Genomic DNA, 23,395 nt, shown 5'->3' on the forward strand with positions numbered 1-23,395 from the left:
GCGTCCGCGACGAAGTCGCCAGCGGTGGTCGCTCGGACGCGAGCCATAAGAGGGCCGCGAACACCCAGCGCCGCAGGCGCTGGAAAACCAACACAGCCGCGCCGAAGGCGCGGCCAAACTACACAGCGCCTGCGAACTGGGCGTTGTACAGGCGGTAGTACGCCCCGCGCTCGTCGAGCAAGCGTTCGTGCGAGCCGTGTTCCACGATCCGGCCCGCTTCCATGACGACGATCAGGTCGGCGTCGCGGATGGTGGACAGGCGGTGGGCGATGACGAAACTGGTCCGGTCGCGGCGCAGGGCGGCGGTGGCGTGCTGCACGAGCAGTTCGGTGCGGGTGTCCACCGAGCTGGTCGCCTCGTCGAGGATGAGGATGGAGGGTTTGGCGAGGAACGCGCGCGCGATGGTGATCAGCTGTTTCTCGCCGGCGCTGACGCCGGAGCCCTCCTCGTCGATGATCGTGTCGTAGCCGTCGGGCAGCGCGTGCACGAAGCGGTCGACATAGGCGGCGCGCGCCGCGGCGAGGATCTCCTCTTCGCTCGCGTTCGGGTTGCCGTAGGCGATGTTCTCCCGGATGGTGCCCTTGAACAGCCAGGTGTCCTGCAACACCATGCCGATGCGCGAGCGCAGGTTGTCGCGGGTGATCTCGGTGATGTCGACGTCGTCGATGGTGATGGTGCCGGCGTCCAGTTCGTAGAACCGCATGAGCAAGTTCACCAGCGTGGTCTTGCCCGCGCCGGTGGGGCCGACGATCGCGACCACGTGCCCGGGCTCCGCCACCAGCGACAGCCGCTCGATCACCGGCTTGTCGGGTTCGTACCGGAACGAGACGGCCTCGAACTCCACCCGGCCGCGGTCGACCGGGCGCGCGTCGGCCATCACCGGGTCCGGGCTCTGCTCCTCGGCGTCCAGGATCTCGAAGATCCGCTCGGCCGAGGCGACGCCGGACTGCAGCAGGTTGGCCATCGCACCGAGCTGGGTCAGCGGCTGGCTGAACTGGCGGGAGTACTGGATGAACGCCTGCACCTCGCCGAGCGAGAGGCTGCCCGTGGCCACCTTCAACCCGCCGACGAGCGCGACCAGCACGAAGTTCACGTTCCCCAGGAACATGATCGAGGGCATGATCAGGCCAGAGATGAATTGCGCTTTGAAGCTCGCCTGATACAGCTGTTCGTTGCGCTCATCGAATGCCTTGCCGACCTCGCGGTTGCGGCCGAACGCGGTGACCACCTCGTGCCCGGTGTACGCCTCCTCGACCTGGGCGTTGACCAGGCCGGTGTACTTCCACTGGTCGACGAAGTGCGGCTTGGACCGTTTCGCGATCTGCGCGGTGACCACGATGGCGGCGGGCACGGTGAGCAAGGCGATCACCGCGAGCTGCCAGGAGATCCAGAACATCATGACCAGGATGCCGAGCACCGAGAACACCGAGATGAGCAGCTGGCTCATGGTCTGTTGCAGGCTCTGCGAGACGTTGTCGACGTCGTTGGTGACCCGGCTGAGCACGTCACCGCGCGGCGCGGAGTCGAAGTAGCGCAACGGAAGTCGATGGATCTTGTCCTCGACCTCGCTGCGCAGCCGCTTCACGGTCCGGTTGATCACGATGTTGAGCAGGTACCCCTGCAACCACCCGAAGACGGCCGCACCGATGTACAGCGCCAGCACCAAGGCGAGGACCCGCCCGACCGCGCCGAAGTCGACCCCCACCCCTGGCACCACGTCCATGGCGCTGAGCATGTCGGCGAAAGTGTTGTCGCCCTTGGCTCGCAGGGCTTCGATCGCCTGGTCCTTGGACACGCCGGGCGGCAGCTGTTTGCCGACCACGCCGTCGAAGACCAGGTTGGTCGCCTTGCCGAGGATGTAGGGGCCGACGGTGTTCAGCACCACCGAGACGATGACGAGCGCGATGATCAGCGCGACCTGTAACCGCTCCGGCGCGAGCCTGCGCAACAGTCGTTTCAGCGAGGGCACGAACGATTTCGCCTTGGTTCCCGGCGCACCGGGCGTTGGCATTCCGGGTCTCATCGCGCCTCCTCGGCACTCAGTTGCGACTCGACGATCTCCCGGTACTCCGAGCACTCCCGCAGGAGCTGCTCGTGCGTGCCGATGCCCGCTATCGCGCCGTCTTCGAGCACCACGATCTGATCCGCGTCCCGGATGGTCGCGATGCGCTGCGCGACGATGACAACCGAGGCGTCCGCGGTCTCCGGCTTCAGCGCCTCCCGCAGCCTGGCGTCGGTCGCCACGTCCAGCGCGGAGAACGAGTCGTCGAACAGATAAACCCGGGGCTTCTTCACCAGCGCTCGGGCGATGGCCAACCGTTGACGCTGGCCTCCGGAAACGGTGGTGCCGCCCTGCGCGACGGGGGTCTGCAGACCCTCCGGCATCTCGCGGACGAAGTCGGCGGCCTGCGCGATCTCCAGCGCGCGCCACAGCTCCTCGTCGGTGGCGTGCGGATTGCCGTAGCGCAGGTTGCTCGCGACCGTGCCGGAGAAGAGGTACGCCTTCTGCGGCACCAGGCCGATCTGCGAGCGCAACACCTCCAGGTCGATGTGGCGCACGTCGGTGCCGCCGATATAGACCGCGCCGTCGGTGACGTCCATCAGCCGGGGTATGAGGTTGATCAGCGTGGTTTTGCCCGCGCCGGTGGACCCGACGATCGCGGTGGTGGTGCCGGGGCGCACCTCGAATCGGATGGCTTTCAGCACCGGCTTCTCCGCGCCGGGGAAGGCGAACTCGGCGAACCGGAAATCCACGACAGCCGGGTCGTCGGTGAACGGCTGCGGCAGGCGCGGCGGGTGCACCGAGGACTCGGTGTCGAGCACTTCACCGATCCGGTCGGCCGACACCGCGGCGCGCGGCGCCATCATGGCCAGGAACGAGGCCATCATCACGGCCATCAGGATCTGCATGATGTAGGACAGCATCGCGGTGAGCGAACCGATCTGCATGTGCCCGGCGTCGATCGCGTGCCCGCCGAACCAGATCACCGCGACCGCGGTGACGTTGCTGATCAGCATGACCGTGGGGAACATCAGCGCCATCAACCGGCCGACCCGCAGCGCGGTGTCGGTGAGTTCGGTGTTGGCCAGGCCGAACCGCCAGGTCTCCTGCCGTTCCCGCACGAAGGCCCGCACCACGCGAATACCGGTGATCTGCTCGCGCAGTACCCGGTTCACCTCATCGATCCTGGCCTGCATGTCGCGGAAGCCGGGCACCATCTTGGAGATCAGCACGGCCATGGACAGGCCGAGCGCGGGCACCGCGATCAGCAGCAGCCAGGACAGGCCGAGATCCTCGCGCAACGCCATGATGATGCCGCCGACGCACATGATCGGCGCCATCACCAGGATGGTCGCCGACATCACGATGAGCAGCTGAACCTGCTGAATGTCGTTGGTATTGCGGGTGATAAGCGAGGGTGCGCCGAACATGCCCACTTCGCGCGCGGAGAAGGTGCCGACGCGGTGCAGCAGCGCGCCACGCAGATCGCGGCCCGCGCCCATGGCCGCCTGCGCGCCGAGATAGACCGAAGCGGCCGACGCGACAATCTGCACGCCCGTGACCGCGAGCATCCACAAGCCGGTGCTCCAAATGTAGCCGAGATCACCTTTGGTGACGCCGTTGTCGATCAGGTTCGCGTTGAGGCTCGGCAGATACAGCATCGCGATCACGGAAATCAGCTGAAGCACAACGACCCCCGCGAGCTGGGTGCGGTAGGGGTACAGATGCGTGCGGAGCAGTTGGGTCAGCATGATGAATCGCAGGCTACCGGCTGTCGGCGCGATACGTCGTGAAGATTTCTGACCTGCATGAATGCTCTCCCGTCGGGGTCTGCGGAGCTAGCGGCGCGCCCAGGCGCCTGGGTCTTCGGTGAGCGTTTCGACGAATCCGGGCAGCCGGTTGCTGGCGATGTCGGCGATGGTGACGTTCTCCAGCACCGCGCGAATATTGACCCGCAGCGCGATCCACACCCGCTGCAACGGCTCGGCCGCACCGGCATAGCGGACGTCCTCCGGCCGCGCGCCGCGCACCGACGCGAGCGGGCCCTCGATCGCGCGGATCACGTCGGCGATGGAGATGTCGGCGGCCGGCCTGGCCAGCCAGTAGCCGCCGTCCGGGCCGCGCCTGCTGATCACGAGTTCCGCGCGGCGCAGTTCGCCGAGCACGGACTCGAGCACCTTGGGCGGAATCCGCTGGGCGGTGGCGATCGCTTCGGCCTTGACCACCGGCGCGGCCTGCACAAGGGGTGCGCCGAGTCCGACCGCCGACTGGTCCAGCCGCGGCGCACTGGCGATCTCGAGCAGCGTTCGCACCGCGTAATCGACCTTCGCGGTGATGTGCACAGCAGCGACTCCTGGCGTCGAGGGGATGGCTCGAATCTACGCGGCGCCGCCGCCCGCGAGCACACAGGTCGCGGCGTCCAGCAGTGACGATTCCACCAGCGAGTCGTCCGCACCAGGCACGAGTTCCTTGGACACCAGCGCAACACCGATCACCTCGAGCGCGGCGCAGGCGCGCAGGTGCGCCTCCTCGGTGGCGTCCGGTCCGGCCAGCCACTCGCGCAGCGCCTTGCTGGTGTTCATCAGATCGGGGTAGCGGTCGGCCATGGCGTTGATGATCGCGACCGTGTCGCGCACGACCAGCGCCCCGGCGTCACGGTGATGGATCAGACCGCGCAGATACGTCCGCAGCACCTGGCGGATGCCTTCGGCATCGTGCGGCACCCGGTCGAGATCGTCCACCACCGAACGCATGAGATCGACGATCGGATCGATGATCGCCAGTAGCAGATCGAGCTTCGACGCGTAGTGATAGTAGAGCGACGCCTTTGTGATTCCTACCGCATCCGCGACCTCGCGCAGGCTCGTCTGCTCGAATCCTTTGGCTCCGAACAGCTTTACCGCGGCGTCCCGAATCGCGATTTTAGTGCTTCCACCTGCGGCGACAGCGCCGGGTGCGTCACGCACGGCCATTCGACGATCCTCTCATCACCTTCGCATCGAGCGAAGATCACCCGTAAAATTGAGGTTGTACCTCCGCTTAGCTCCTGGGTAGTCTACCTACCGCACGGTAGGCAGAAAGCGTCAGTGGAGGCGGAGGCAGGCAGGGCACCTCCGCGAGTGCTGTCTACACGCAGAACCAGCACGATCCCAGTCATCGCTAGGAGTAACCAGTCGTGTCCGTTTACCTGTACAGATGGGGGAAGTTCGCCTTCCGCCGGAAATGGATAGTGCTTCCCGTCTGGCTCGTCTTGTTCGTGCTCCTCGGTGGCTTGGGCGCGCAGCTCAGCAAGCCGATGAGCAACGACTTCAGCATGCCCAACCTGCCCTCGGAGCGTGCCAACGAAATCCTCGACAAACACTTCCCCGGCGCCTCCGCCGCGTACAAGTTCGACGCGGTCACCGGCACCTACGTCGCCGCCGCGCCGGAGGGTCAGACGCTGACCGATCCGGCGAACCGTGCGGCGCTGGACGCGTTCATCGCCAAACTCGGCCGGCTCGACATCGTCGACCACGGCAAACCCATCACCAACCCGGTCGAGGCGACCGAGAAGATGGGCTGCCTGAGCAATCCCGATCCCGCGCAGTGCAGCGCCGCCCCGCTGAACGTGCTGAGCAAGACCGCGCCCGCGACCGTGGCTGTGATCAATGTCCCGTTCACGATCGCGAAGGTCACCGACGTGACCGACGCCCAGCGGGAAACGGCCTACGACGTGGCCGCCGACGCGCGCAACGCCGGGCTGACGGTCGAGATGAGCGGCTCGATCGCGCAGAAGCAGGAAGCGCCCAGCGGCAAGTCCGAGATGATCGGCATGGCCGTCGCGCTGGTCGTGATGGTCGTGGCGTTCGGCGCCATCGTCGCGGCGTTCGTGCCGATCGTCACCGCGATCATCGGCCTCGGCGCGGCCACCTCGCTGATCATGCTCGGCACCTCGGTGATCGAGATCCCCAGCTTCACCACCTTCCTCGCCTCGATGATCGGCATCGCGCTGTCCATCGACTACGCGCTGTTCATCGTGTCCAGGTACAAGCATGAACTCGCGGTGCAGGATTCGCCGGAAGAGGCCGCCGGCACCGCGCTCGGTACGGCCGGTTCCGCCGTCGTGTTCGCCGGTCTGACCGTCATCATCGCGCTGGCGGGCCTGAGCATCGTCGGTGTCGAGTTCATGACGTTCATGGGTCTGGGCGGGGCCATCGCCGCCGGTTTCGCGGTGCTCACGGCGATCACGCTGATGCCTGCGCTGCTCGGCGCGTTCGGCCGGTTCCTGTTCAAGCCGAAGCTGCCGGTGGTCGCACAGCACGATCCCGAGGACGAGAACTCGGTCACCAACGGCATGCGTTTCGGCCGCCTGATCGGCCGCGCGCCGTGGGTCGCGCTGATCCTGAGCGTCGTGGTGCTCGGCGCGCTCGCCGCCCCCGCGGCCGGCTTGAACCTGGGCCTGCCCGGCGAGGACAGCATGCCGAAGACCTCCACCATCCGGAAGGCCTACGAGCTGCGGACCGAAGGCTTCGGCGAGGGCAGCAACGGCGTGCTGAACGTGGCCGCCGACCTGAGCGCCGTCCCCGCCGAGAACCGGGACGCCGCGGTGAAGGCGCTGCGCGACAAGCTCGCGTCCTACCCCGACATGGACTACGTGACCGAGCCGCAGTGGAGCCAGGACCAGCAGGGCGCGCTGCTGAACGGCGTGCCCAAGTCCGGGCCCAACAACCAGGCCACCAAGGATCTGGTGCGCGACGCCAGGGAGGCCGAGGGCCAGCTGAAGGCCGAGTACGGCATCGAGTACGGCATCACCGGCACCACGGCGATCTTCGCCGACGTGGACCACGTGCTGCTCAGCAAGATCGTGCCCTACCTGGCGATCGTGGCGGGCGCGGCGTTCGTCCTGCTGATCCTGGTGTTCCGGTCGATCCTGGTGCCGCTCACGGCGGCGCTCGGGTTCCTGCTGTCGATGGCCGCGACCTTCGGCGCGACCGTGCTGATCTTCCAGGAGGGCAAGCTCGGCCTGATCGAGGACCCGCATCCGCTGGTCAGCTTCATGCCGATCATGCTGATCGGCTTGGTGTTCGGCCTCGCGATGGACTACCAGGTCTTCCTGGTGACCCGGATGCGCGAGGAGTTCGTGCACGGCAGGTCGGCCAGGGACGCGGTGGTCGCCGGCTACCACCACGGCGCGCGCGTGGTGACCTCGGCGGCGATCATCATGATCTCGGTGTTCGGCTCGTTCCTGCTGGAGACCGACGTGACCGCGAAGTCGTTCGGTTTCGCCCTGGCGGTTGGCGTGCTGCTGGACGCGTTCATCGTCCGCATGGTGCTGATTCCGTCGCTGCTGGTGCTGATGGGCAAGTGGTCGTGGTGGATGCCGAAGTGGCTCGACCGCATCCTGCCCGATATCGACGTCGAGGGTACGAAGCTGCGTGAGCTGCAGCGGCGTTCCGCCGAGACGGCGAAGGTGCCGGTCGGCGTCAGCTGATCCGAAGGCCATGGCTCGGCCCCGCATCCGGAGTCCGGATGCGGGGCCGAGTGCGTTTCACCGGCTCGGTTGCGGCAGTTCGCAGTCGCCGACCTTCGGATCGACGCCGACATAGTTGAGCGGGCCCGCGAGGGCGGTGAGACCGATCGTGCCCCAACCGGCGCAGTTCAACGGCGGCCCGCTGTCGAAATAGTGCCGCTGCCCGGCCGCGAGCAGGCCGATCGCCAGCCAGGCCAGCAGCAGGAACCCGAGCACCCGGGAGCCTATGCCCGGGCCGCGGCCGGCACGCGCACGACGTTCGTAATCACGCTCACGACGCCCGTAATCACGCATCTCCTCGGTTCCTTCCGTGCTCCCCGTCGAGGGGGGATACCCGGCCACACCGACAGTTACCCAATCAGCCCGAGGTAGTGTGGATCGAATCGCGTCTCAGCAAATGTTTAGTTCACGGCCCGCGCAGACGAAAAACGGACAGCCGGGCGGCATACCCACCCGGCCGTCCGCGGTTACTCGATCGAACTACGGGCTCGGTTGCGGGACATTGCAATCCGCGACCTTCGGGTTGACGCCCATGTAGTTGAGCGGTCCCGCGATCACCGTTACGGCGATGGTGCCGAAACCGGCGCAGTTGACCGGCCCGCTGTCGAAATAGTGCCGTTGTGCTGCGGCGACCACGCCGATCAGCAACCAGATCAAGACGATTACACTTCCGATTCTCATGTTTCTCTCGCGCATCGTTCCCGCGCGGATTGTCCGACGGCGCATCTGGCATCGCGTCCTTCCCCGCACTTGCGTATCGGGCGTATACCCGCGATCACGTCGGTTACCCCTCATGAAAAGGACAATTTTCACTCCGGTTCTACGGGACTGCCGGCTGGTACCTTCGGTGGCATGGCGGCGCTGTTCCAGTGGACGATTCCAGGCTGGGTGATCCTGCTCGTGCTGGTGGCCGTCTACGAGTTGACCGTGAACAAGCGCCGCAGGCGCCGCCGCACACCGATCTCCGGCACGTTCACCGACGAATTCACCGCGCTGTTCTACTCGACCAAACGCATGGAGCTCGACCATCGCGAATCGGTGTCGATGTTGCGCGACGAGCAGGACCAGGGGGCACCGCCGCTGATCGGTGTCGACCTGGCCGGTCGCAAGGTCGTATTGCGCAGGGTCGGTAACGAGTAGCGCTGCGCGCCCGTGATTCTCAGCGAAGGTGACCGTCGTCGGACAGAATGAGGCCCATGCGCGGCTCGATGAATGAGAAATGGCAGCTGTTCGGCGAGCATCTCGAGTCCGCCCCAGCGCGGCTGTCGAGCCGGGTCCGCCGGGCGCTGCGAGCCAGAGCCGCCGGGACAGCCGACTCCGGCCAGGACGTTCCCGCTGAACTCGCCACGTTCGCGGACCTGGTGGCCGACCGCTCCTATCGGGTCACCGAGCAGGAGATCACGGCGCTCAAAACGGCCGGGCACACCGACGACGAGATCTTCGAGGCGACCGCGGTCGCCGCCTACGGCGCGGCCGACCGGCGCCTGCGCGCCGCGCGCCTGGCTTGGGAGGGGTACTGAGATGTGGCTGGAGGCAGTGCGTTCCGGTCACGACCGGCCGACCAAACTCGTGTTGTGGACCATGCGGCGGTTCAGCGGCGTGGAGGTTCCCGCCGTGCTCAAAGTGTTGTTCTACCGGCACAGGTTCTTCGGGTCGCCGCTGTCGGAGCTGATCCAGGACATCATGCGCGGACCGTCGTACTGGACCGTCGCCGAACGGGAGATCTTCGCGACGCATACCTCGCAGGCCAACGAGTGCCCGTTCTGCGCCACCTCGCACGAGGCGATCGCGGGCGCCTACGTCGACGCCGACGTGGTGACCCGCGCCTTGGCCGGCGGCGCGGACTCCTCGCTGCGTCCCGAGGCGCGCGCGATGCTGGCCTTCCTCGCGAAGATGGCTCGTGACCCGGGCGGGTTGACCGCCGAGGACGCCGCGCTGGTCCGGCTGGCGGGCGTCTCCCGGGAAGCGTTCGACGAGGCCGTCTGGGTCGGCACCTGCTTCAACGTGATCAACCGGATGATGAACACGGTCGGAGCGGGCCCGCTGGAGGACGCGCAGCGCGGCGTGAGCGCCCGATTCATCAAACTCGCCGGCTACCGTATGCCGCCTCCGGTGACATTCTTCTCGCGCGGCGTCTGACCGCATTTCACCCGATCCGCTCGCATGCCGGATCCATGTGTGTTTTCCTCGAATGGTGAGCCAAGTCCACTTGGGGCACATTTTCCACATCGCCGGAAGTCCCGCAGCCGGCGATGCGGCCGACGCGTTGGCCGATCTGCCGGACGGTGCGCTGATAATCGGGGAAAGCGGCCGGATAGTATTCTGCGGACCGCGCTCCGATATCCCGGCCGAGCACCGCGCCGGAGAAGTGTTCGATCATCGTCCAGGATTCCTGCTTCCCGGATTCGTCGACACGCATATCCACTTCCCACAGACCTTCGCGGGCGATGCCTACGGCGGCGGCCAACTGCTGGAGTGGCTCGAATTATGTATGTACCCCGCGGAATCCCGTTATGCCGATCCAGAATTCGCGCTATCGGCGGCCACCGAGTTCTGCGCACGGCGCATCGCAGCGGGGACCACGGCGGCGATGGTCTTCGGCTCGGCGTTCCCGCATGCGCAGGACGCCCTGTTCACCGAGACCCGGCGGCGTGGTCTGCGGATTGTCGCAGGCCGGGGAATCCAAACGACCGGAGCGGATGCGGCGGCGCCGCTGATCACCACCGAAGACGACGCCATCCGATTGACGAGCGAAGAGATCGACAAATGGCATGCCGCCGACACCGGTGACGTGGACACGGCGCTGCTGCACGTGGCGGTCGTTCCGCGGTTCTCGCTGGCGGTTACTCGCACGACGCTGAAAAACCTGGGCGATCTCTATGATTCGGTACGCGAACGCGGCGTCTATTTCCACAGTCACCTCAACGAGAACAACCGCCCCGGCACCGGCGAAGTCGATGCCACCAAGCAGGCGTACGACGTGGCGACCTATCTGGACACCTACGACGGGAAATTCCTGCCCGGGTCTGCGGTGGGCGGCAAGAGCATGCTCGGCAAGCGCACCATTCTCGCCCACTGCGTGCACTGCCAGGACGACGAACTGCGGCGGATGGCCGAAACCGGCACGTCGGTCGCGCACTGCCCGGTATCGCAGCAGTTCCTCGGTTCCGGCACGATGCCGTGGAAGCGGACGCTCTCCTCCGGCGTCACGGTAGCCGCGGGCACCGATTACGGCGGTGGCGACGAATGGCTTATACCACAGGTACTTTCCGCCGCGTTCAAAGTGCACATCTCCGAGCCGGGCGAGCAGGGCGTATCGATGCATCCCGCGGAAATGCTCTTCACCGGCACGCTGGCCGGTGCGCGTGCCTTGGATATGGAGAACCGTTTCGGGAATTTCGACGTCGGTAAGGAAGCCGACTTCATCGTGGTCGAACCGGCGCGTGTTCCAGCGCTGGAAAGCACGCTGGCATACGGCGTTCGCTCCGACGACCCCGTACTGGCCCGGGATCAGACACTGTTCGCCTTGCTGATGGGTATCCGAGAGCCCGCGATCACCGAGGTCTATGTGCGGGGCCGTCGCGTCGACGTCGTGTAGCGCCGATGAATGCCGCGGCGACCGTCGTAACGGTCTTTCACCGACCGGCGAACGACGCGGCCTTCCGGGACTGGCTGGCGCGGCTGACCGAAATCGCCCGCGCGATGCACGGGTTCACGCATTCCTCCGTCGCGGTGACCGAGAGCCCGATGCTCGAACCGGGATTCAGCGTCACATTCCGATCCGAGCCATTGCTGCACGAATTCCTGGACTCGGCCGAACGGGCAGCCACCGTCGCCGACGGTGAAGCGCGCGGCTTCCATTGCAAGAGCGCCGATCTGATCATCGTCGAGGGAGAGTCGCCGCCGCCGGGCGTCTGCGTGTTCCGGCACAGTGTCGCACGCGACAAGGAATTCGAATTCGAGGCGACCGAGGCGCAGCTCGTCGCGGCGAGTTCGAGATTTCCGGGATTCGAGGGCGCCGCCCTTTTCCCGGCGGACGGCGGCCGCTGGTTCTCGGTGCTCCGATTCCGGACACAACGGCAGTTGACGGAATGGCTGGGCTCGGACGAACGCGCCGCCGCGCTACCGGAATTGCGTTCGAAGCTGACCGAGGACTTCACCGTGGACGCGCACACCACGCCGTTCGGATCTACCGTCCGCACGGTCGACGGCGAGACCAGGATGACACCGACCTGGAAGACCGCCATGCTGGTGCTGCTGGTGCTGTATCCGACGGTGATGGTGCTGTCCCGGTTCCTCGGTCCGGTGCTCGACCGGCTCGGCGCGCAGCCGTGGCTGGCGTTGTGGCTCAGCCAGATCGTGAGCGTGGGCGTGATGAGCTATTTCCTCTCACCCGCGGTCGCGCGCCGGTTCCGCCGGTGGCTGGACCCGGTCGACGGCGCGAGCCCCCGGATCAGCATCGTCGGAGCGGCGGTGGTCGTCGTCCTCTACGCGCTGACACTGCTGCTGTTCGCGTCGGTGCGCTGGCTGCAGTACTGGGACTACGACTGAAGCTCAGGACAGGTCGAGGTGCCGGTTCATCGACATCGCCGCCTCGGCGAGGTCGGCGAGCTCGACCACCGTGACCCCCGTCTGCCGCAGTTTCTCCACGCCCACGCAGTTCGCCACGAATGTCGACGGCTCGCGCCACGCGATCACCACGACCGGAATACCGGCCCGCAATATCCGGTCCGTGCACGGCAGCCGATCCTTCGACCCCCGCTCCGAGCAGGGTTCCAGCGTGCTGTAGATCGTGGCACGCGCCAGCCGGGGATCGGCCGGGTCCACCTTGCGGAGCGCGGCCTCCTCGGCGTGCTCCTTGGGATCGGACTCACGCGAATAGCCGGTGGCGATCTCCGCACCATCGGCGACGATCACCGCACCCACCGAGAACGCGCCCTCCGCCACCGGGCACAAGCGCGCGAGTTCGATGGCCCGGTTCATCCAGTAATCGTGGTCGGGCTCGGTCACCGGAATCAATCTCCTTCGACTCGTCCTGCGGAAGATGAAAAAGCCCCTCACCTGTGCGAACAGATGAGGGGCTTTGGCGGTGGCGGAGGGATTTGAACCCTCGGAGGGGGGTTACCCCTCACACGCTTTCGAGGCGTGCTCCTTAGGCCGCTCGGACACGCCACCGCCGACAACCATACCGGACCGGTGCCGGATCACTAAATCGCCTGTAGACCTGGGGTGGGTGGGCTCAGCGCTGGGTGCGGAAGAACTCGTCGAGCAACGCCGCGCATTCGTCCGCGAGCACTCCGCCGCTTACCTGCGGCCGGTGGTTGAGACGGCGGTCACGCACCACGTCCCACAGCGACCCGACGGCGCCGGTCTTCGGCTCCCACGCACCGAAGATCAGACGGCCCACCCGCGCGAGCACCAGGGCACCAGCGCACATGGTGCACGGCTCCAGCGTCACGGCGAGCGTGGCGCCCTCCAGCCGCCACCCGTCACCGTGGACCGCGGCGGCGCGACGCAGCGCCAAGATCTCCGCGTGCGCGGTCGGATCGCCCAGCGCCTCCCGCGCGTTCGCGGCTCGCGCGAGTTCCATTCCGGCGGAGTCGAACACGACAGCGCCGACGGGTACGTCACGCTCCCCGGCGGCCGCCGCGGCGGCGATGGCCGCCCGCACCATATCGGCGTCGGCGGAGAACGGGTCGTCCGGGAGAACGCGCACGTCAGCGCGGTAGTTTGTCCAGCACCGCGGCGAATTCACCGGCGAAGCCGAGACGCTCGGCGATCATGCCGAGCTGCTCATCCGGATAGAGATCGGTCTCGGCGAGGATGACGCTCAGCACCGGTTCGGGCAGGCCGAGATCGGCGAGCACACCGAGGTCGCCCTCTTCCCACGGCTCCACGTCGTCCAATTCATCCGGATCGATATCGGGGATTTCCACGTTCAGCGCCTCTAGGACGTCCGCGGCGATGTCGTAATCGATCGCGGCCGTGGCGTCCGAGACGAGCATCCGGGTCCCGCTCGGCGCGGGACGGAGCACGATGAAGAACTCGTCGTCGATGTCGAGCAATCCGAACACCGCTCCGGAGCTGCGCAAAGCCTTCAGTTCGTTTTCCGCGGCGGACAAATCGGTGAGCGCGTCCCGGCTCAGCGGACTGCACCGCCATTTGCCTTCTTCGCGGACAACCGCCACTGCGAACCCTTCCACGTCGTCGTAATCGTCCGACGCCGCCCTGTTCGTGCCCGAGCGCTGTGCTGCCATGGCCGCAACGGTAGTCTGCTCGAGCGGAAATGTTGAAGTCGTATGCCAATCTGTTCGGGTGACTTCGGCGAAGAAAGCACCCGTGTGCGTCCTCGGGACCGGTTTGATCGGTGGGTCGCTGTTGCGTGCGGCCGTAGGCGCGGGCTACGACGGCTGGGGATACAACCGCTCCGCGGTGGGTGCGCAGGCCGCCCGTGCCGACGGATTCGACGTCACCGAAGACCTACCTGCCGCGCTGCGGCGCGCCGCGGAGACCGACGCGCTGATCGTCGTCGCGGTGCCGATGCCCGCGGTGGACCACATGCTCTCGGCGATCGCCGACTACGCGCCGGAATGCGCGCTCACCGATGTGGTGAGCGTGAAAGGGCCGGTCGCGGCGGCCGTACGCGAACACGGACTCGCCGAGCGGTACGTCGGCGGCCATCCGATGGCCGGTACGTCCGAATCCGGCTGGGCCGCCACCGATCCCACGTTGTTCCGCGACGCGGTGTGGGCGGTCGGCGTCGACCAGGGCACGCGGGTCGACCCGTGGAGCCGCGTAGTGCGCCTGGCGCTGGATTGCGGTTCGGTGGTGGTACCGGTCGTGGCCGCGGAACACGATCGCGCCGTGGCCCGCATCTCCCACCTGCCGCATGTGCTCGCCGAGGCACTGGCCCTGGCGGGCGCCACCGGTGGTGAGCTCGCGCTGGGCCTCGCGGCCGGGTCGTTCCGGGACGGCACCCGCGTCGCGGGCACGGCGCCCGACCTGGTTCGTGCGATCTGCGAACCGAATTCCGCGGCGCTGCTGGAAGTTCTGGACGAGACACTCACCGTGCTCGGCGCAGCGCGCGACAGCCTGCGTGACAAGCAATCCCTCGCGGACCTGGTCGAAGCCGGGCACGACGCGCGACAGCGCTACGAATCCGCGCGCCGCTGGGAGATCACGGACATTCGTCCCGGCGACCGCGATTGGCTGGAAGAACTGCGGGCCGCAGGCGAGCGCGGTGGGGTCATAACCCGGCTGAACTGACCGCGCGAGAACCGTCCCCTCCCAGACATTCCAGAGTCGGTCCGGCCGCTGCTGATCGCGGGTGAACACCTCGCGACATTTTCTCCGGCGGAGATCCATCCGCGTCGAGGTGCGCGAGCCTGGGCGGCTCCGACGACACTGCCTCTCGGGCAGTAGTCGCGGCGCCGAGAGACCGGCCGCGGGTGTCGACCCGGCGCGGCCTTCGGTGGCAGGCGCGTTCCCGGAGCTCCGGTGGCGATTCTGGAACCTCGGGGCTCGACGACCCGGTCCTCGGCACGAAAGCCTCGACTCGCGCATGCCAGCTCGTGGGCCGTCGCGCGGTGCCGCGTCAGATCCGTTCGGCCAGCCCCGGGTAGTCCAGCAGAAAGCCGTCGGCGTCCACCGTGACCGTCGCGCTGGAGACCGGCGAAAGCACGCTGATGCCGTCGGCGGCGCTGCTGTAGATCAGCGTGGCCTCTTGGACGAGCAGGTCGGGCAGGCGGACGTAGACCACAGGGACCTGGACGTCCTCGACCGCGTGCTGCAGGTCGTAGCGGCGGATCGGCAGGGTGTTGAAGAACGGGCTGAGCACCACGTCCACGTCGAGTGCTCCGGCGAAGGTGGAGCGCACGTGGTTGCCGCCCGCGTCGACGAGCCAGTAGTTCTCCTCGTCGCGGGCGATGGAGGCGTGCCGCTCCCCGGCGGCCGTCGTGGTGCGCAGCGACAGCCGCTTCGTCACGCCGTTCTCGTCGGTGACCAGGTCGTACGACGCGCTGAACGCGGGGTGGTCGGCGCCGGCGCCGCCGATCATCCGCCCGGTGGCGCGGATGCGGTTGCCATTGAGCTGTACCCGCACCGACTCCATCCGGGTCGCGTCGTGGGCGCGCCAGGTGAGGATCGCCGGCCACCGGGATTCTTGCGTGCTCGCGGCGGGGCTCTCGGGGTCGGAGGCTGGGGTCGTCACGTATCTACCGTAAGCGACGTCCGGCCCCCGCCCGTAGAACCGCCGCTCATCACACGAGCGACTCCCGCCACGCCGCGTGCAGGTCGGCGAACCGGCCGGTCCCCGCGATCAGGGCATCCGGCGCGCCGTCCTCGACGATCCGGCCGGACTCGAGCACCAGCACCCGGTCCGCGATCGCCACCGTGGACAGCCGGTGCGCGATGATCACGGCCGTGCGGCCGCGCAGCACGGTCTCCAGCGCCCGCTGCACCAGCCGTTCGCTGGGGATGTCCAGGCTCGACGTGGCCTCGTCCAGCACGATCACGGCGGGATCGGCCAGGAACACCCGCGCGAACGCGACCAGCTGCCGCTGCCCCGCCGAGAGCCTGCCGCCGCGTTTGCGCACGTCGGTGCCGAAGCCCTCGGGCAACGCCTGCACGAAGTCGTACAGGCCGACCGCGCGGGCCGCCGCGAACACCTCCGCGTCGGTGGCCTCCGGCCTGCCCAACCGGATGTTGTCGGCCACCGAACCGGAGAACAGGTAGGACTCCTGGGTGACCATCACCACGTTGCGGCGCAAATCGGCGTCGGACAGCAGGCGCAGGTCGACGCCGTCCAGGGTGACCACGCCGCCGGACGGGTCGTAGAACCGCGTCAGCAGCTTCGCCAGCGTCGACTTGCCCGCACCGGTCGCACCGACCAGGGCGATGATCTGCCCGGCCGGGATGTCCAAGGTGAACTCCGGCAGCACCGGTCGCGTCCGGCGATCCGACCGCACCGGCGAATCCGCGGACGGTACCGGCAGGGCGTCGGCAGGCGCGTTCGACTCCGCCGCGACGGCGCCGCTCGGCGAGCACCCGCCGACACTCGTGGACGCACCGGGCAGGACATGCGAACCGGCCAACGGCTTGCCGGTCGCGGCCAGGCCTCGCACATCCGACGGGCTGTCCGGTTCGTCACCGGTCGGGGCGCCGCCCGGCCGGACCGCCGAATCACCCACCGCGCCGGCATGACGGCCGCCGTCGTCCAGCCGGACGGCATCCGACTTCTCGGATGCGCCGCTGTCGGCCGTCGAACCGGCCGCGTAGCCGAACCACACCTTCTCCATCCGCACCGCGCCGGACGCCTTCGCCAGGGCGACCGGGCGACCGGGCTCCGGCACCGAAGGCTCCTCCTCGAGCACGCCCGAGATTTTCTCCAACGCGGCCGCCGCGGACTGGTAGGCGTTGAATACCTGCGCCAGCTCGTCCAGCGGCCCGTAGAACTCGTTGAGGTACAGCAAGTAGGCCGCGAGCACGCCGACCGCGAGATCGCCCTCGATCACGCGCCAGGCGCCGACCACGAGGATGGTCACCGTGGTGAGGTTGCCGAGCAGTTTGGTCAAACCCGCGTAGTCGCCCATGCCGCGCATGGCCGCGGTGGTCGCCTGGCGGTATTCGGAGTCCTCCACCGCGAGCACCGACTCGTTGCGCTGCTCCCGGCGGAACGCCTGCACCGCCCGCATGCCGCCCATCGACTCGACGAACTGCACGACCACCTTGGCGATCGCGGCGCGCGTGCGCCGGTAGCCCGCTCGCTGCCTGCGCTGCGCCCAGCGGGTGACCAGCGCCAGGGGAACGAATCCGATCAGCACGATCGCGGCGAGCGCCTGGTCCAGGTAGATCAGCAGCGCCGCGATGGTCAGCACCGACAGGATCGCGCTCAGCGCCTGGTTGAGCGCACTCTCCAGCAGTTCCTGCAGCGTCTCGATGTCGCCGGTGAGCCGCGCCACCACCTTGCCGGAGGTGTACTTCTCGTGGAAGGCGACGCTGAGCCGCTGCACATGTGTGAACGCGCGCACGCGCAGGTCGAACAACACGCTCTGGCTGAGCTTGCCGGTCACCCGCAGGAAGGAGTACGTACAGATCGAGCCGAGCAGGATCGAGCCGACGTAGCCGCCCACGGTCCTGGCCAGCGGCGCCCAGTCGCCCGCGACACCGCGCGCGATGCCGGTGTCCAGCGCGTGCGCGACGAACAGTGGCGCGGACACCTTCGCGATGTTGTCCAGCACGATGAGCACCAGCGCGAGGCCGGTGAGCTTGCGGTAGGGCCTGACCAGGTCGAGCAGCAGCCGCCGGGAGCGTCCGGCCAGCACCAGGTTCCCGGTCTCGGTGACCTCCTTGTCCTCGCCCGCGATGCCGCGCCAGTCGGCCGCGCCTTCCGCACGGGTCGGATCAGTCTGCGGCGCTTCGTCTTCCGAGACAGTGGTCGTAGTACTCACAGCTACTCACCTCCCATCAGTTCGCGGTAGCTCTTACTGGTGCGCAGCAATTGATCGTGGGTGCCCTCCGCGACGACCCGGCCGTCGGCGAGCACCGCCACCCGGTCGGCCAGCGCGGCCGTGGACGGACGGTGCGCGACGAGCAGCGTGGTCGCGTCGGCCAGCACGGTGCGCAGGCGTTCCTGCACTCGCTCCTCGGTCTCCACGTCGAGCGCGGACAGCGGGTCGTCGAGCACCATGATCCGGCTGCGCCTGCCTCCGCCCGCGCCGGTGAGCACCGCGCGAGCCAGCGCGAGGCGCTGCCGCTGGCCACCGGACAGGCTCAAGCCCTGTTCACCGATCCTGGTGTCCAAGCCCCAGGGCAGGTCGTCGACGAACGCGGTGGCCTGCGCGACCTCCAGGGCGCGGCGCACATCGGCGTCCGTGGCGGACGGGTCGCCGAGCGCGACGTTCTCCCGCACACTCGCCGAGAACAACACCGGTTCCTCGAAGGCGACCGACACCAGCGATCGCAGGTCGGCGACCCGCATCGCCGCGATGTCGATGCCGTCGATGGTGATCGCACCGCCCGTCACGTCGTACAAGCGCGGGATCAAGTTGAGCAGCGCCGTCTTGCCGCTTCCCGTCGCGCCGACCAGCGCCACCGTCTCGCCCGGGCGCACCCGCAACGACACCTCGCGCAGCACCTCGTTCTCCGCGTCGGGAAAAGCGAAACGCACAGCCTGCAATCGCAATTCACCACGGATGCGGTCCGGCAAGCGCACCGGATCGGCCGGATCGGTGATGTCGACCGGGGTGTCGACGATCTCCCAGTATCGGTCGGCAGCGGTGCGCGCGTCGTTCAGTTCCGCGAGCAGGAAGCCGGTCCAGATGATCGGCCACTGCAGGAAGGTCGCCAGCGTGATGGCCGCGATCAAGGTGCCGAGCGTCATCGTGCCGTGCGCCACCGCGTACCCGCCGTAGCCGAGAGCGAACGCGATGGCCAGTTGCGGAATGCTCAGCATGCTCGACCACAATGTCGCGTCCAGGCGCGCTTTCAGCAGCTCGGTCTGCCGCAATACCTGCGCCTGGGCGGTGAAGCGGCGGCCGAAGAACACGCCTCGCCCGAACGCCTTGAGCACCCGAACGCCCTGCGCGGACTCCTCGGCCGTGGTGGCCAGGTCCCCGGACTGGTCCTGCGAACGCCGCGAGGCCACCGCGTACCTGCGCTCGAAACGAATGCAGATGAACACCAGCGGAATGGCGATCACCGCGAAGATCAGCCCGATCTGCGGGCTCAGCCCGATCAGCACGAGCAGGCCTACCGGAATGATCACGCAGTGGATGAGCAGGAACGGTCCCGCGAACGAGACGAACCGGCGCATGGTGGCCAGGTCCTCGATCGCGCGGGACAGCAGCTGACCCGACTCCCACGCGTCGTGCCTGCCGATCGACAACGCTTGCAGCTTCCGGAAGATCTTGGCGCGCAGCGTGATCTCGATACGCGTCGCGGGGGCGGCGATCAGCCAGCGGCGTCCCCACACGCCACCGGCCTCGACCAGGCCGAGCGCCAGGACCACGGCCACCGGCCCGAGCGCGCCCGCGAGATCGCGGTGGGCGACCGGGCCGTCGATGATCCGCGCGATCATCAGCGGGATGACGACGGCCGTCAGGCCGGACAGCAGCGCCAGTCCGCTGGCGGCGAGCAGAATGCGGACGTGCGGACGCAGGTACGGCCAGAATCGGCGCAGGGAATGCAAGCGGCCCGTGGCGGCGGGCCGCTCCGTTCTGTCGGCCTCCGATTCGGCCGACGAAACGTCCAGCGTGACAGACAAGACTCCCCCTGTAGGTATGTGACTGGCGGCGGAGAACGAGACCCACGGTGATGTTCGCAGCAGGGTCCGACATCTCAGGGTCGCACCGGAACGCGCGTCGACCAACCGATTTTCCGGCCGCCGCCGGACATCCACGGCTCGTCGCGGCGACGGATTCGGCACTCATTCGCCCAGTTCACAACCTCTAGCGAACTCGAGGTCAAGTCGCGCGGATCCAGGCTCCCGGATACCCGCGGGTCACCGATCGCGACCGCTACCTCGAGACCGAGCTCTAGCCGACGCCCGCGGTCTCCGACTCCCACTCTTGCGGCGCGTCCGGGAAAGCCTGCTGCTGGTGGCCGCCGCGCAGCGTGCCCTCCAGATAGGCTGCCCGGCAGGCGCGGCGGGCGATCTTGCCGCTGGAGGTGCGCGGGATCGACCCCGCGGGCACCAGCAGCACGTCACGGACCATGACGCCGTGGCGGCGCGCGATCGCGGCACGCACCGTGTCGGCGACCGGCTCCGGCTCGAGCTTGCCCGCGCGGGCATTGCGCTCCGCGACGATCACCAGCTGCTCGGAGGTGTCCTCGGCATCGAACCTCAGACCGGACTGGCTGCCCTGTTCGAAGACCAGCGCGGGCAGTTCGTTGGCGGGTACCGAGAACGCCGCGACGAAGCCGGGGCGCAACGCCGTGCTCGATTCCTGGGCCGAGAACTCCAGATCTTGCGGATAGTGGTTGCGGCCGTCCACGATGACCAGGTCCTTGACCCGTCCGGTGATGTACAGCTCGCCGTCGAGGTACGCGCCGAAGTCGCCGGTGCGCATCCAATTGGCGTCCTGCGGCGTGCCCTCCGCGTGACTGCCCTCGGGCAACCGAGCGGTCAGCTCGGCACGGAAGGTGGCGGCGGTCTCCTCGGGACGGCCCCAATACCCGGTGCCCATGTTCTCGCCGTGCAACCAGATCTCGCCGACCTCGCCGTCACGCCTTTCTGTGCCGCGCTCCGGGTCCACGATCACCGCCCACTGCGACCGCGCGACGTATCCGCAGGACACCTGTGCGATCGCGTTGACCGCGTCCGCCGCGACCTCGACCATCCGCCCGGCGTTCAGCTCGGCCCGATCGACATAGACCACCTTCGCCTTGTCCTCGGCCCTGGTGGCGGAGACGAACACCGTCGCCTCGGCCATGCCGTAGCACGGTTTGATCGCCGTCTCCGGCAACCCGTACGGCGCGAACGCCTCGTTGAACTTCTTCATCGACGACACCGACACCGGCTCGCTACCGTTGATCAGCCCGATCACATTCGAGAGGTCCAATTCCTCGCCGGGCTTGGGTCTGCCGCGCGCCGCGGCGTGCTCGAACGCGAAGTTGGGTGCGGCGGCGAAGGTTCCGGCGCCGTCCGACGCGGCGGCCAGTTCCTTGATCCAGCGATACGGACGGCGCACGAACGCGCTCGGCGACATGATGGTGATGAACCCGCCGCCGACGGTCGGCAGGATCACGGCCAGCAGACCCATGTCGTGGAACAACGGCAGCCAGGTGACCCCGCGCGAATTCTCGGTGACGCCGATGGCGTCGATCATCTGCAGCAGATTCGTGCCCACCGCGCGGTGGGTGATCTCCACGCCCGCGGGCGTCCGGGTGGAACCCGAGGTGTACTGCAGGTAGGCGACGCTGTCGATGTTGATGTCCGGGCGCACCCACGAAGCGCCGACACTGTCCGGGATGGCCTCCACCGCGATGATCCGCGGACGCTCCTGCGGCGGCAGGTGCCGGAAGAATTTCCGCACACCGCTCGCCGCCGAACCCACCGTGAGGATCGCGGCGGGCTTGCAGTCGCCGAGCACCGCGTGCAGCCGGTCGGTGTGGCCCTGCTCCTCCGGATCGAACAGCGGAACCGCGATATTTCCCGAGTACACCGCGGCGAAGAGCGCAACGACGTAGTCGAGTCCTTGCGGAGCGAGGATCGCCACCCGGTCGCCAGGGCGCGTGACCTGTTGCAGCCGGGCGGCCACCGCGCGCAGGCGCACACCGAACTGCCGCCAGGTGAGCTCTAGATATTCGCCGTCCCGCTCCCGGGAGTAGTCGATGAAGCGGTAGGCGAGGTCGTCGCCGTTCTCCACGCTGTGCTTGTCGACGAAGTCGATCAGGGTCTTGTCCCCACGAATCTCGATATTGCCCTGATCGTCCAGATAGTCGTCGAAAGTTTCGTCGATCATCGCCTTATCCTTTTCCAGCGCACAGACACTCGGGCCGTGCAATGACACCGAACACAGGTCGATAACGAAGCGTCGGGAAGGCTAGCAGGTGTCCCGGCCACCTGGCCCTCAGTACCGGCCGAAGGCGAGCGCGACATTGTGCCCGCCGAAACCGAACGAATTGTTCAAGGCGTAATCGATACGGCCCGGCCTGCTTCCGCCGTGCACCACATCCAGATCGATCTCGGGATCTTGATTGTCCAAATTCAATGTGGGCGGAATGATTTCGTCCCGCACGGTAAGTACCGTGAGCACCGATTCGAGCGCGCCGACCGCGCCGATGGAATGCCCGAGAGCCGATTTCGGCGCGTAGACCGACGCATGGGTGCCAACGGCCTCGCCGATCGCACGCGCCTCCGCCGTGTCGCCGATGGGAGTGGCGGTCGCGTGCGCGTTGACGTGCGTGACATCGGACTTGGCCAGGCCTGCCGTCCGCATCGCCCGCGACATCGCGCGCGCGGCGCCGGTGCCCTCGGGATCCGGCGCGACCAGATGGAAGCCGTCGGAGGTGACGCCCGCGCCCATCAGCCGGGCGTGAATGGTCGCGCCGCGCGCTTTGGCGTGCTCCTCGGTCTCCAGCACCATCAGCGCGCCCGCCTCACCGAAGACGAAGCCGTCGCGGTCGGCGTCGAAGGGACGGGAGGCGCTCTTCGGTGCGTCGTTCCTGGTGCTCATGGCGCGCATCATGGTGAACGCCGCGATCGCGAGCGCCTGGATGGAACCCTCCACGCCGCCGGTGACCATCACGTCGGCGTCGCCCATGACGATCATCCGCCATGCGTTGGCGATCGCCTCCGCACCGGAGGAACAGGCCGAGACCGGCGTGGTCACCCCGGCCCGCGCACCGATCTCCAGCGCGACGCAGGCCGCCGCGCCGTTCGGCATCACGGCCTGGACCGTGTACGGCGACACTTTGCGGTAACCGCCGTTGTGCAGCTTGTCCCGAGCGTGGATGATCGCCTCCGCGCCGCCGAGCCCGGTGCCGATGGACACCCCGAGACGGCGCGTGTCCACCTCGGGGCTGCCCGCGTTGCGCCAGACCTCACGCCCGAGCACGACGGCCAACTGCTCCACGTAAGCGAGCCTGCGGGCCTCGGCGGCGTCCAGATACGCGGCGGGCGGCACCTTCAGATGCCCGCCGATGCGGACCGGCAGCTCGAATTCGTCGATGAACTCGTCTTCCAGGACGTCGATACCGCTGTCGCCGTTGAGCAAGCCTTTCCACGTGGAATCCACGTCACCCGCGATGGACGTGGTCGCCGCCAGGCTGGTGACCACGACCGAGGGAAACTGTCCGTTTTTAGTGGAAGGCATCTGCATGTTTCGCTCACTTTCCCTAGCGTCGCTCTGGAACTTCGTCGAGCAAAAGCAATGCGCGAGCGC

General features: G+C 67.7%; 22 protein-coding genes and 1 tRNA gene. 7 read left to right on the forward strand and 16 right to left on the reverse strand.

Annotated elements, in window-relative coordinates; translation table 11 throughout:
* Window positions 1-118: 118 nt before the first annotated feature.
* From ABZW96_RS09465 to ABZW96_RS09480, 4 genes are all read right to left on the reverse strand, one after another.
* Window positions 119-2,023: an ABC transporter ATP-binding protein gene (locus ABZW96_RS09465; protein ID WP_355073006.1), complete on the reverse strand. Its 1,905-nt coding sequence runs from the start codon at window positions 2,021-2,023 to the stop codon at window positions 119-121.
* Entirely contained in the window at window positions 2,020-3,753 is a 1,734-nt protein-coding gene (locus ABZW96_RS09470) for an ABC transporter ATP-binding protein (RefSeq protein ID WP_355073008.1), read from the reverse strand. The genes ABZW96_RS09465 and ABZW96_RS09470 overlap by 4 nt, the downstream gene beginning before the upstream one ends.
* 87 nt (window positions 3,754-3,840) lie before the next feature.
* Window positions 3,841-4,344 (reverse strand): Rrf2 family transcriptional regulator, encoded by a 504-nt coding sequence (locus ABZW96_RS09475; protein ID WP_355073010.1) that lies wholly within the window; start codon window positions 4,342-4,344, stop codon window positions 3,841-3,843.
* Window positions 4,345-4,380: 36 nt separating this feature from the next.
* Entirely contained in the window at window positions 4,381-4,974 is a 594-nt protein-coding gene (locus ABZW96_RS09480) for a helix-turn-helix domain-containing protein (RefSeq protein WP_355073012.1), read from the reverse strand.
* Between the two features lie 203 nt (window positions 4,975-5,177).
* Here ABZW96_RS09480 and ABZW96_RS09485 point away from each other — a divergent pair, with 203 nt between their 5' ends.
* Window positions 5,178-7,472 carry an MMPL family transporter gene (locus ABZW96_RS09485; protein WP_355073014.1) on the forward strand — a complete coding sequence of 765 codons (2,295 nt, stop codon included), beginning with the start codon at window positions 5,178-5,180 and terminating at the stop codon, window positions 7,470-7,472.
* 57 nt (window positions 7,473-7,529) lie between these two features.
* Here the strand turns inward: ABZW96_RS09485 and ABZW96_RS09490 are convergent, their stop codons facing one another.
* Entirely contained in the window at window positions 7,530-7,805 is a 276-nt protein-coding gene (locus ABZW96_RS09490; RefSeq protein WP_355073016.1) for a hypothetical protein, read from the reverse strand.
* Between the two features lie 186 nt (window positions 7,806-7,991).
* Window positions 7,992-8,192 carry a hypothetical protein gene (locus ABZW96_RS09495; protein WP_039794406.1) on the reverse strand — a complete coding sequence of 67 codons (201 nt, stop codon included), beginning with the start codon at window positions 8,190-8,192 and terminating at the stop codon, window positions 7,992-7,994.
* Between the two features lie 171 nt (window positions 8,193-8,363).
* Between ABZW96_RS09495 and ABZW96_RS09500 the strand changes: the two genes are divergently transcribed.
* Genes ABZW96_RS09500 through ABZW96_RS09510 form a run of 3 tightly spaced genes read left to right on the forward strand, consistent with a single transcriptional unit; the run spans window position 8,364 to window position 9,650 of the window.
* On the forward strand, window positions 8,364-8,651 hold the full coding sequence (locus tag ABZW96_RS09500) for a DUF6191 domain-containing protein (protein ID WP_355073018.1): 288 nt from the start codon (window positions 8,364-8,366) through the stop codon (window positions 8,649-8,651).
* Window positions 8,652-8,707: 56 nt separating this feature from the next.
* On the forward strand, window positions 8,708-9,031 hold the full coding sequence (locus tag ABZW96_RS09505) for a hypothetical protein (RefSeq protein ID WP_355073020.1): 324 nt from the start codon (window positions 8,708-8,710) through the stop codon (window positions 9,029-9,031).
* 1 nt (window position 9,032) lies between these two features.
* Complete coding sequence (locus tag ABZW96_RS09510; protein WP_355073021.1) at window positions 9,033-9,650, forward strand: hypothetical protein; 618 nt, start codon at window positions 9,033-9,035, stop codon at window positions 9,648-9,650.
* Window positions 9,651-9,657: 7 nt separating this feature from the next.
* On the opposite strand, the gene ABZW96_RS09515 is transcribed toward ABZW96_RS09510, so the two are convergent.
* Complete coding sequence (locus ABZW96_RS09515; RefSeq protein WP_355073023.1) at window positions 9,658-9,891, reverse strand: hypothetical protein; 234 nt, start codon at window positions 9,889-9,891, stop codon at window positions 9,658-9,660.
* Here ABZW96_RS09515 and ABZW96_RS09520 point away from each other — a divergent pair.
* Together ABZW96_RS09520 and ABZW96_RS09525 are read left to right on the forward strand one after the other, a co-directional pair.
* The gene (locus ABZW96_RS09520; protein ID WP_355073025.1) at window positions 9,880-11,109 is read left to right on the forward strand and encodes an amidohydrolase family protein; all 1,230 of its coding nucleotides are present in this window, start codon (window positions 9,880-9,882) and stop codon (window positions 11,107-11,109) included. The genes ABZW96_RS09515 and ABZW96_RS09520 overlap by 12 nt on opposite strands.
* A gap of 5 nt (window positions 11,110-11,114) precedes the next feature.
* Window positions 11,115-12,062, forward strand: a complete 948-nt coding sequence (locus ABZW96_RS09525) for an antibiotic biosynthesis monooxygenase (protein ID WP_355073027.1) — start codon at window positions 11,115-11,117, stop codon at window positions 12,060-12,062.
* A 3-nt stretch (window positions 12,063-12,065) separates the two neighbouring features.
* Here ABZW96_RS09525 and ABZW96_RS09530 read toward each other — a convergent pair whose 3' ends face one another.
* From ABZW96_RS09530 to ABZW96_RS09545, 4 genes are all read right to left on the reverse strand, one after another.
* Window positions 12,066-12,521, reverse strand: a complete 456-nt coding sequence (locus tag ABZW96_RS09530; RefSeq protein WP_355073029.1) for a deaminase — start codon at window positions 12,519-12,521, stop codon at window positions 12,066-12,068.
* Between the two features lie 74 nt (window positions 12,522-12,595).
* Window positions 12,596-12,686, reverse strand: a tRNA-Ser gene (locus ABZW96_RS09535).
* A 64-nt stretch (window positions 12,687-12,750) separates the two neighbouring features.
* Window positions 12,751-13,185 (reverse strand): nucleoside deaminase, encoded by a 435-nt coding sequence (locus ABZW96_RS09540; RefSeq protein WP_355073719.1) that lies wholly within the window; start codon window positions 13,183-13,185, stop codon window positions 12,751-12,753.
* Between the two features lie 43 nt (window positions 13,186-13,228).
* Window positions 13,229-13,768, reverse strand: coding sequence for a tRNA adenosine deaminase-associated protein (locus ABZW96_RS09545; RefSeq protein WP_355073031.1), 540 nt, complete (start codon window positions 13,766-13,768; stop codon window positions 13,229-13,231).
* Between ABZW96_RS09545 and ABZW96_RS09550 the strand changes: the two genes are divergently transcribed.
* A complete protein-coding gene (locus ABZW96_RS09550; RefSeq protein ID WP_355073033.1) occupies window positions 13,767-14,777 on the forward strand; it encodes a prephenate dehydrogenase in 1,011 nt (336 codons plus the stop codon). The two genes, ABZW96_RS09545 and ABZW96_RS09550, sit on opposite strands and share 2 nt — an antisense overlap.
* 328 nt (window positions 14,778-15,105) lie before the next feature.
* On the opposite strand, the gene ABZW96_RS09555 is transcribed toward ABZW96_RS09550, so the two are convergent.
* The 5 genes from ABZW96_RS09555 to ABZW96_RS09575 all read right to left on the reverse strand — a co-directional run bounded on the left by ABZW96_RS09555 (window position 15,106) and on the right by ABZW96_RS09575 (window position 23,332).
* Complete coding sequence (locus ABZW96_RS09555) at window positions 15,106-15,720, reverse strand: putative glycolipid-binding domain-containing protein (RefSeq protein ID WP_355073034.1); 615 nt, start codon at window positions 15,718-15,720, stop codon at window positions 15,106-15,108.
* Window positions 15,721-15,769: 49 nt separating this feature from the next.
* Window positions 15,770-17,959 carry an ABC transporter transmembrane domain-containing protein gene (locus ABZW96_RS09560; protein ID WP_355073036.1) on the reverse strand — a complete coding sequence of 730 codons (2,190 nt, stop codon included), beginning with the start codon at window positions 17,957-17,959 and terminating at the stop codon, window positions 15,770-15,772.
* A 2-nt stretch (window positions 17,960-17,961) separates the two neighbouring features.
* The gene (locus ABZW96_RS09565; RefSeq protein WP_355073038.1) at window positions 17,962-19,773 is read right to left on the reverse strand and encodes an ABC transporter ATP-binding protein; all 1,812 of its coding nucleotides are present in this window, start codon (window positions 19,771-19,773) and stop codon (window positions 17,962-17,964) included.
* Between the two features lie 271 nt (window positions 19,774-20,044).
* The gene (gene fadD32 / locus ABZW96_RS09570) at window positions 20,045-21,970 is read right to left on the reverse strand and encodes a long-chain-fatty-acid--AMP ligase FadD32 (protein WP_355073721.1); all 1,926 of its coding nucleotides are present in this window, start codon (window positions 21,968-21,970) and stop codon (window positions 20,045-20,047) included.
* 111 nt (window positions 21,971-22,081) lie between these two features.
* Window positions 22,082-23,332 (reverse strand): KasA/KasB family beta-ketoacyl-ACP synthase, encoded by a 1,251-nt coding sequence (locus tag ABZW96_RS09575; RefSeq protein WP_355073040.1) that lies wholly within the window; start codon window positions 23,330-23,332, stop codon window positions 22,082-22,084.
* Window positions 23,333-23,395 lie beyond the last annotated feature (63 nt).

The sequence above is a fragment of the Nocardia sp. NPDC004168 genome (assembly GCF_040610355.1).
In the GTDB taxonomy this organism is placed as follows: Bacteria; Actinomycetota; Actinomycetes; order Mycobacteriales; family Mycobacteriaceae; genus Nocardia; species Nocardia sichangensis.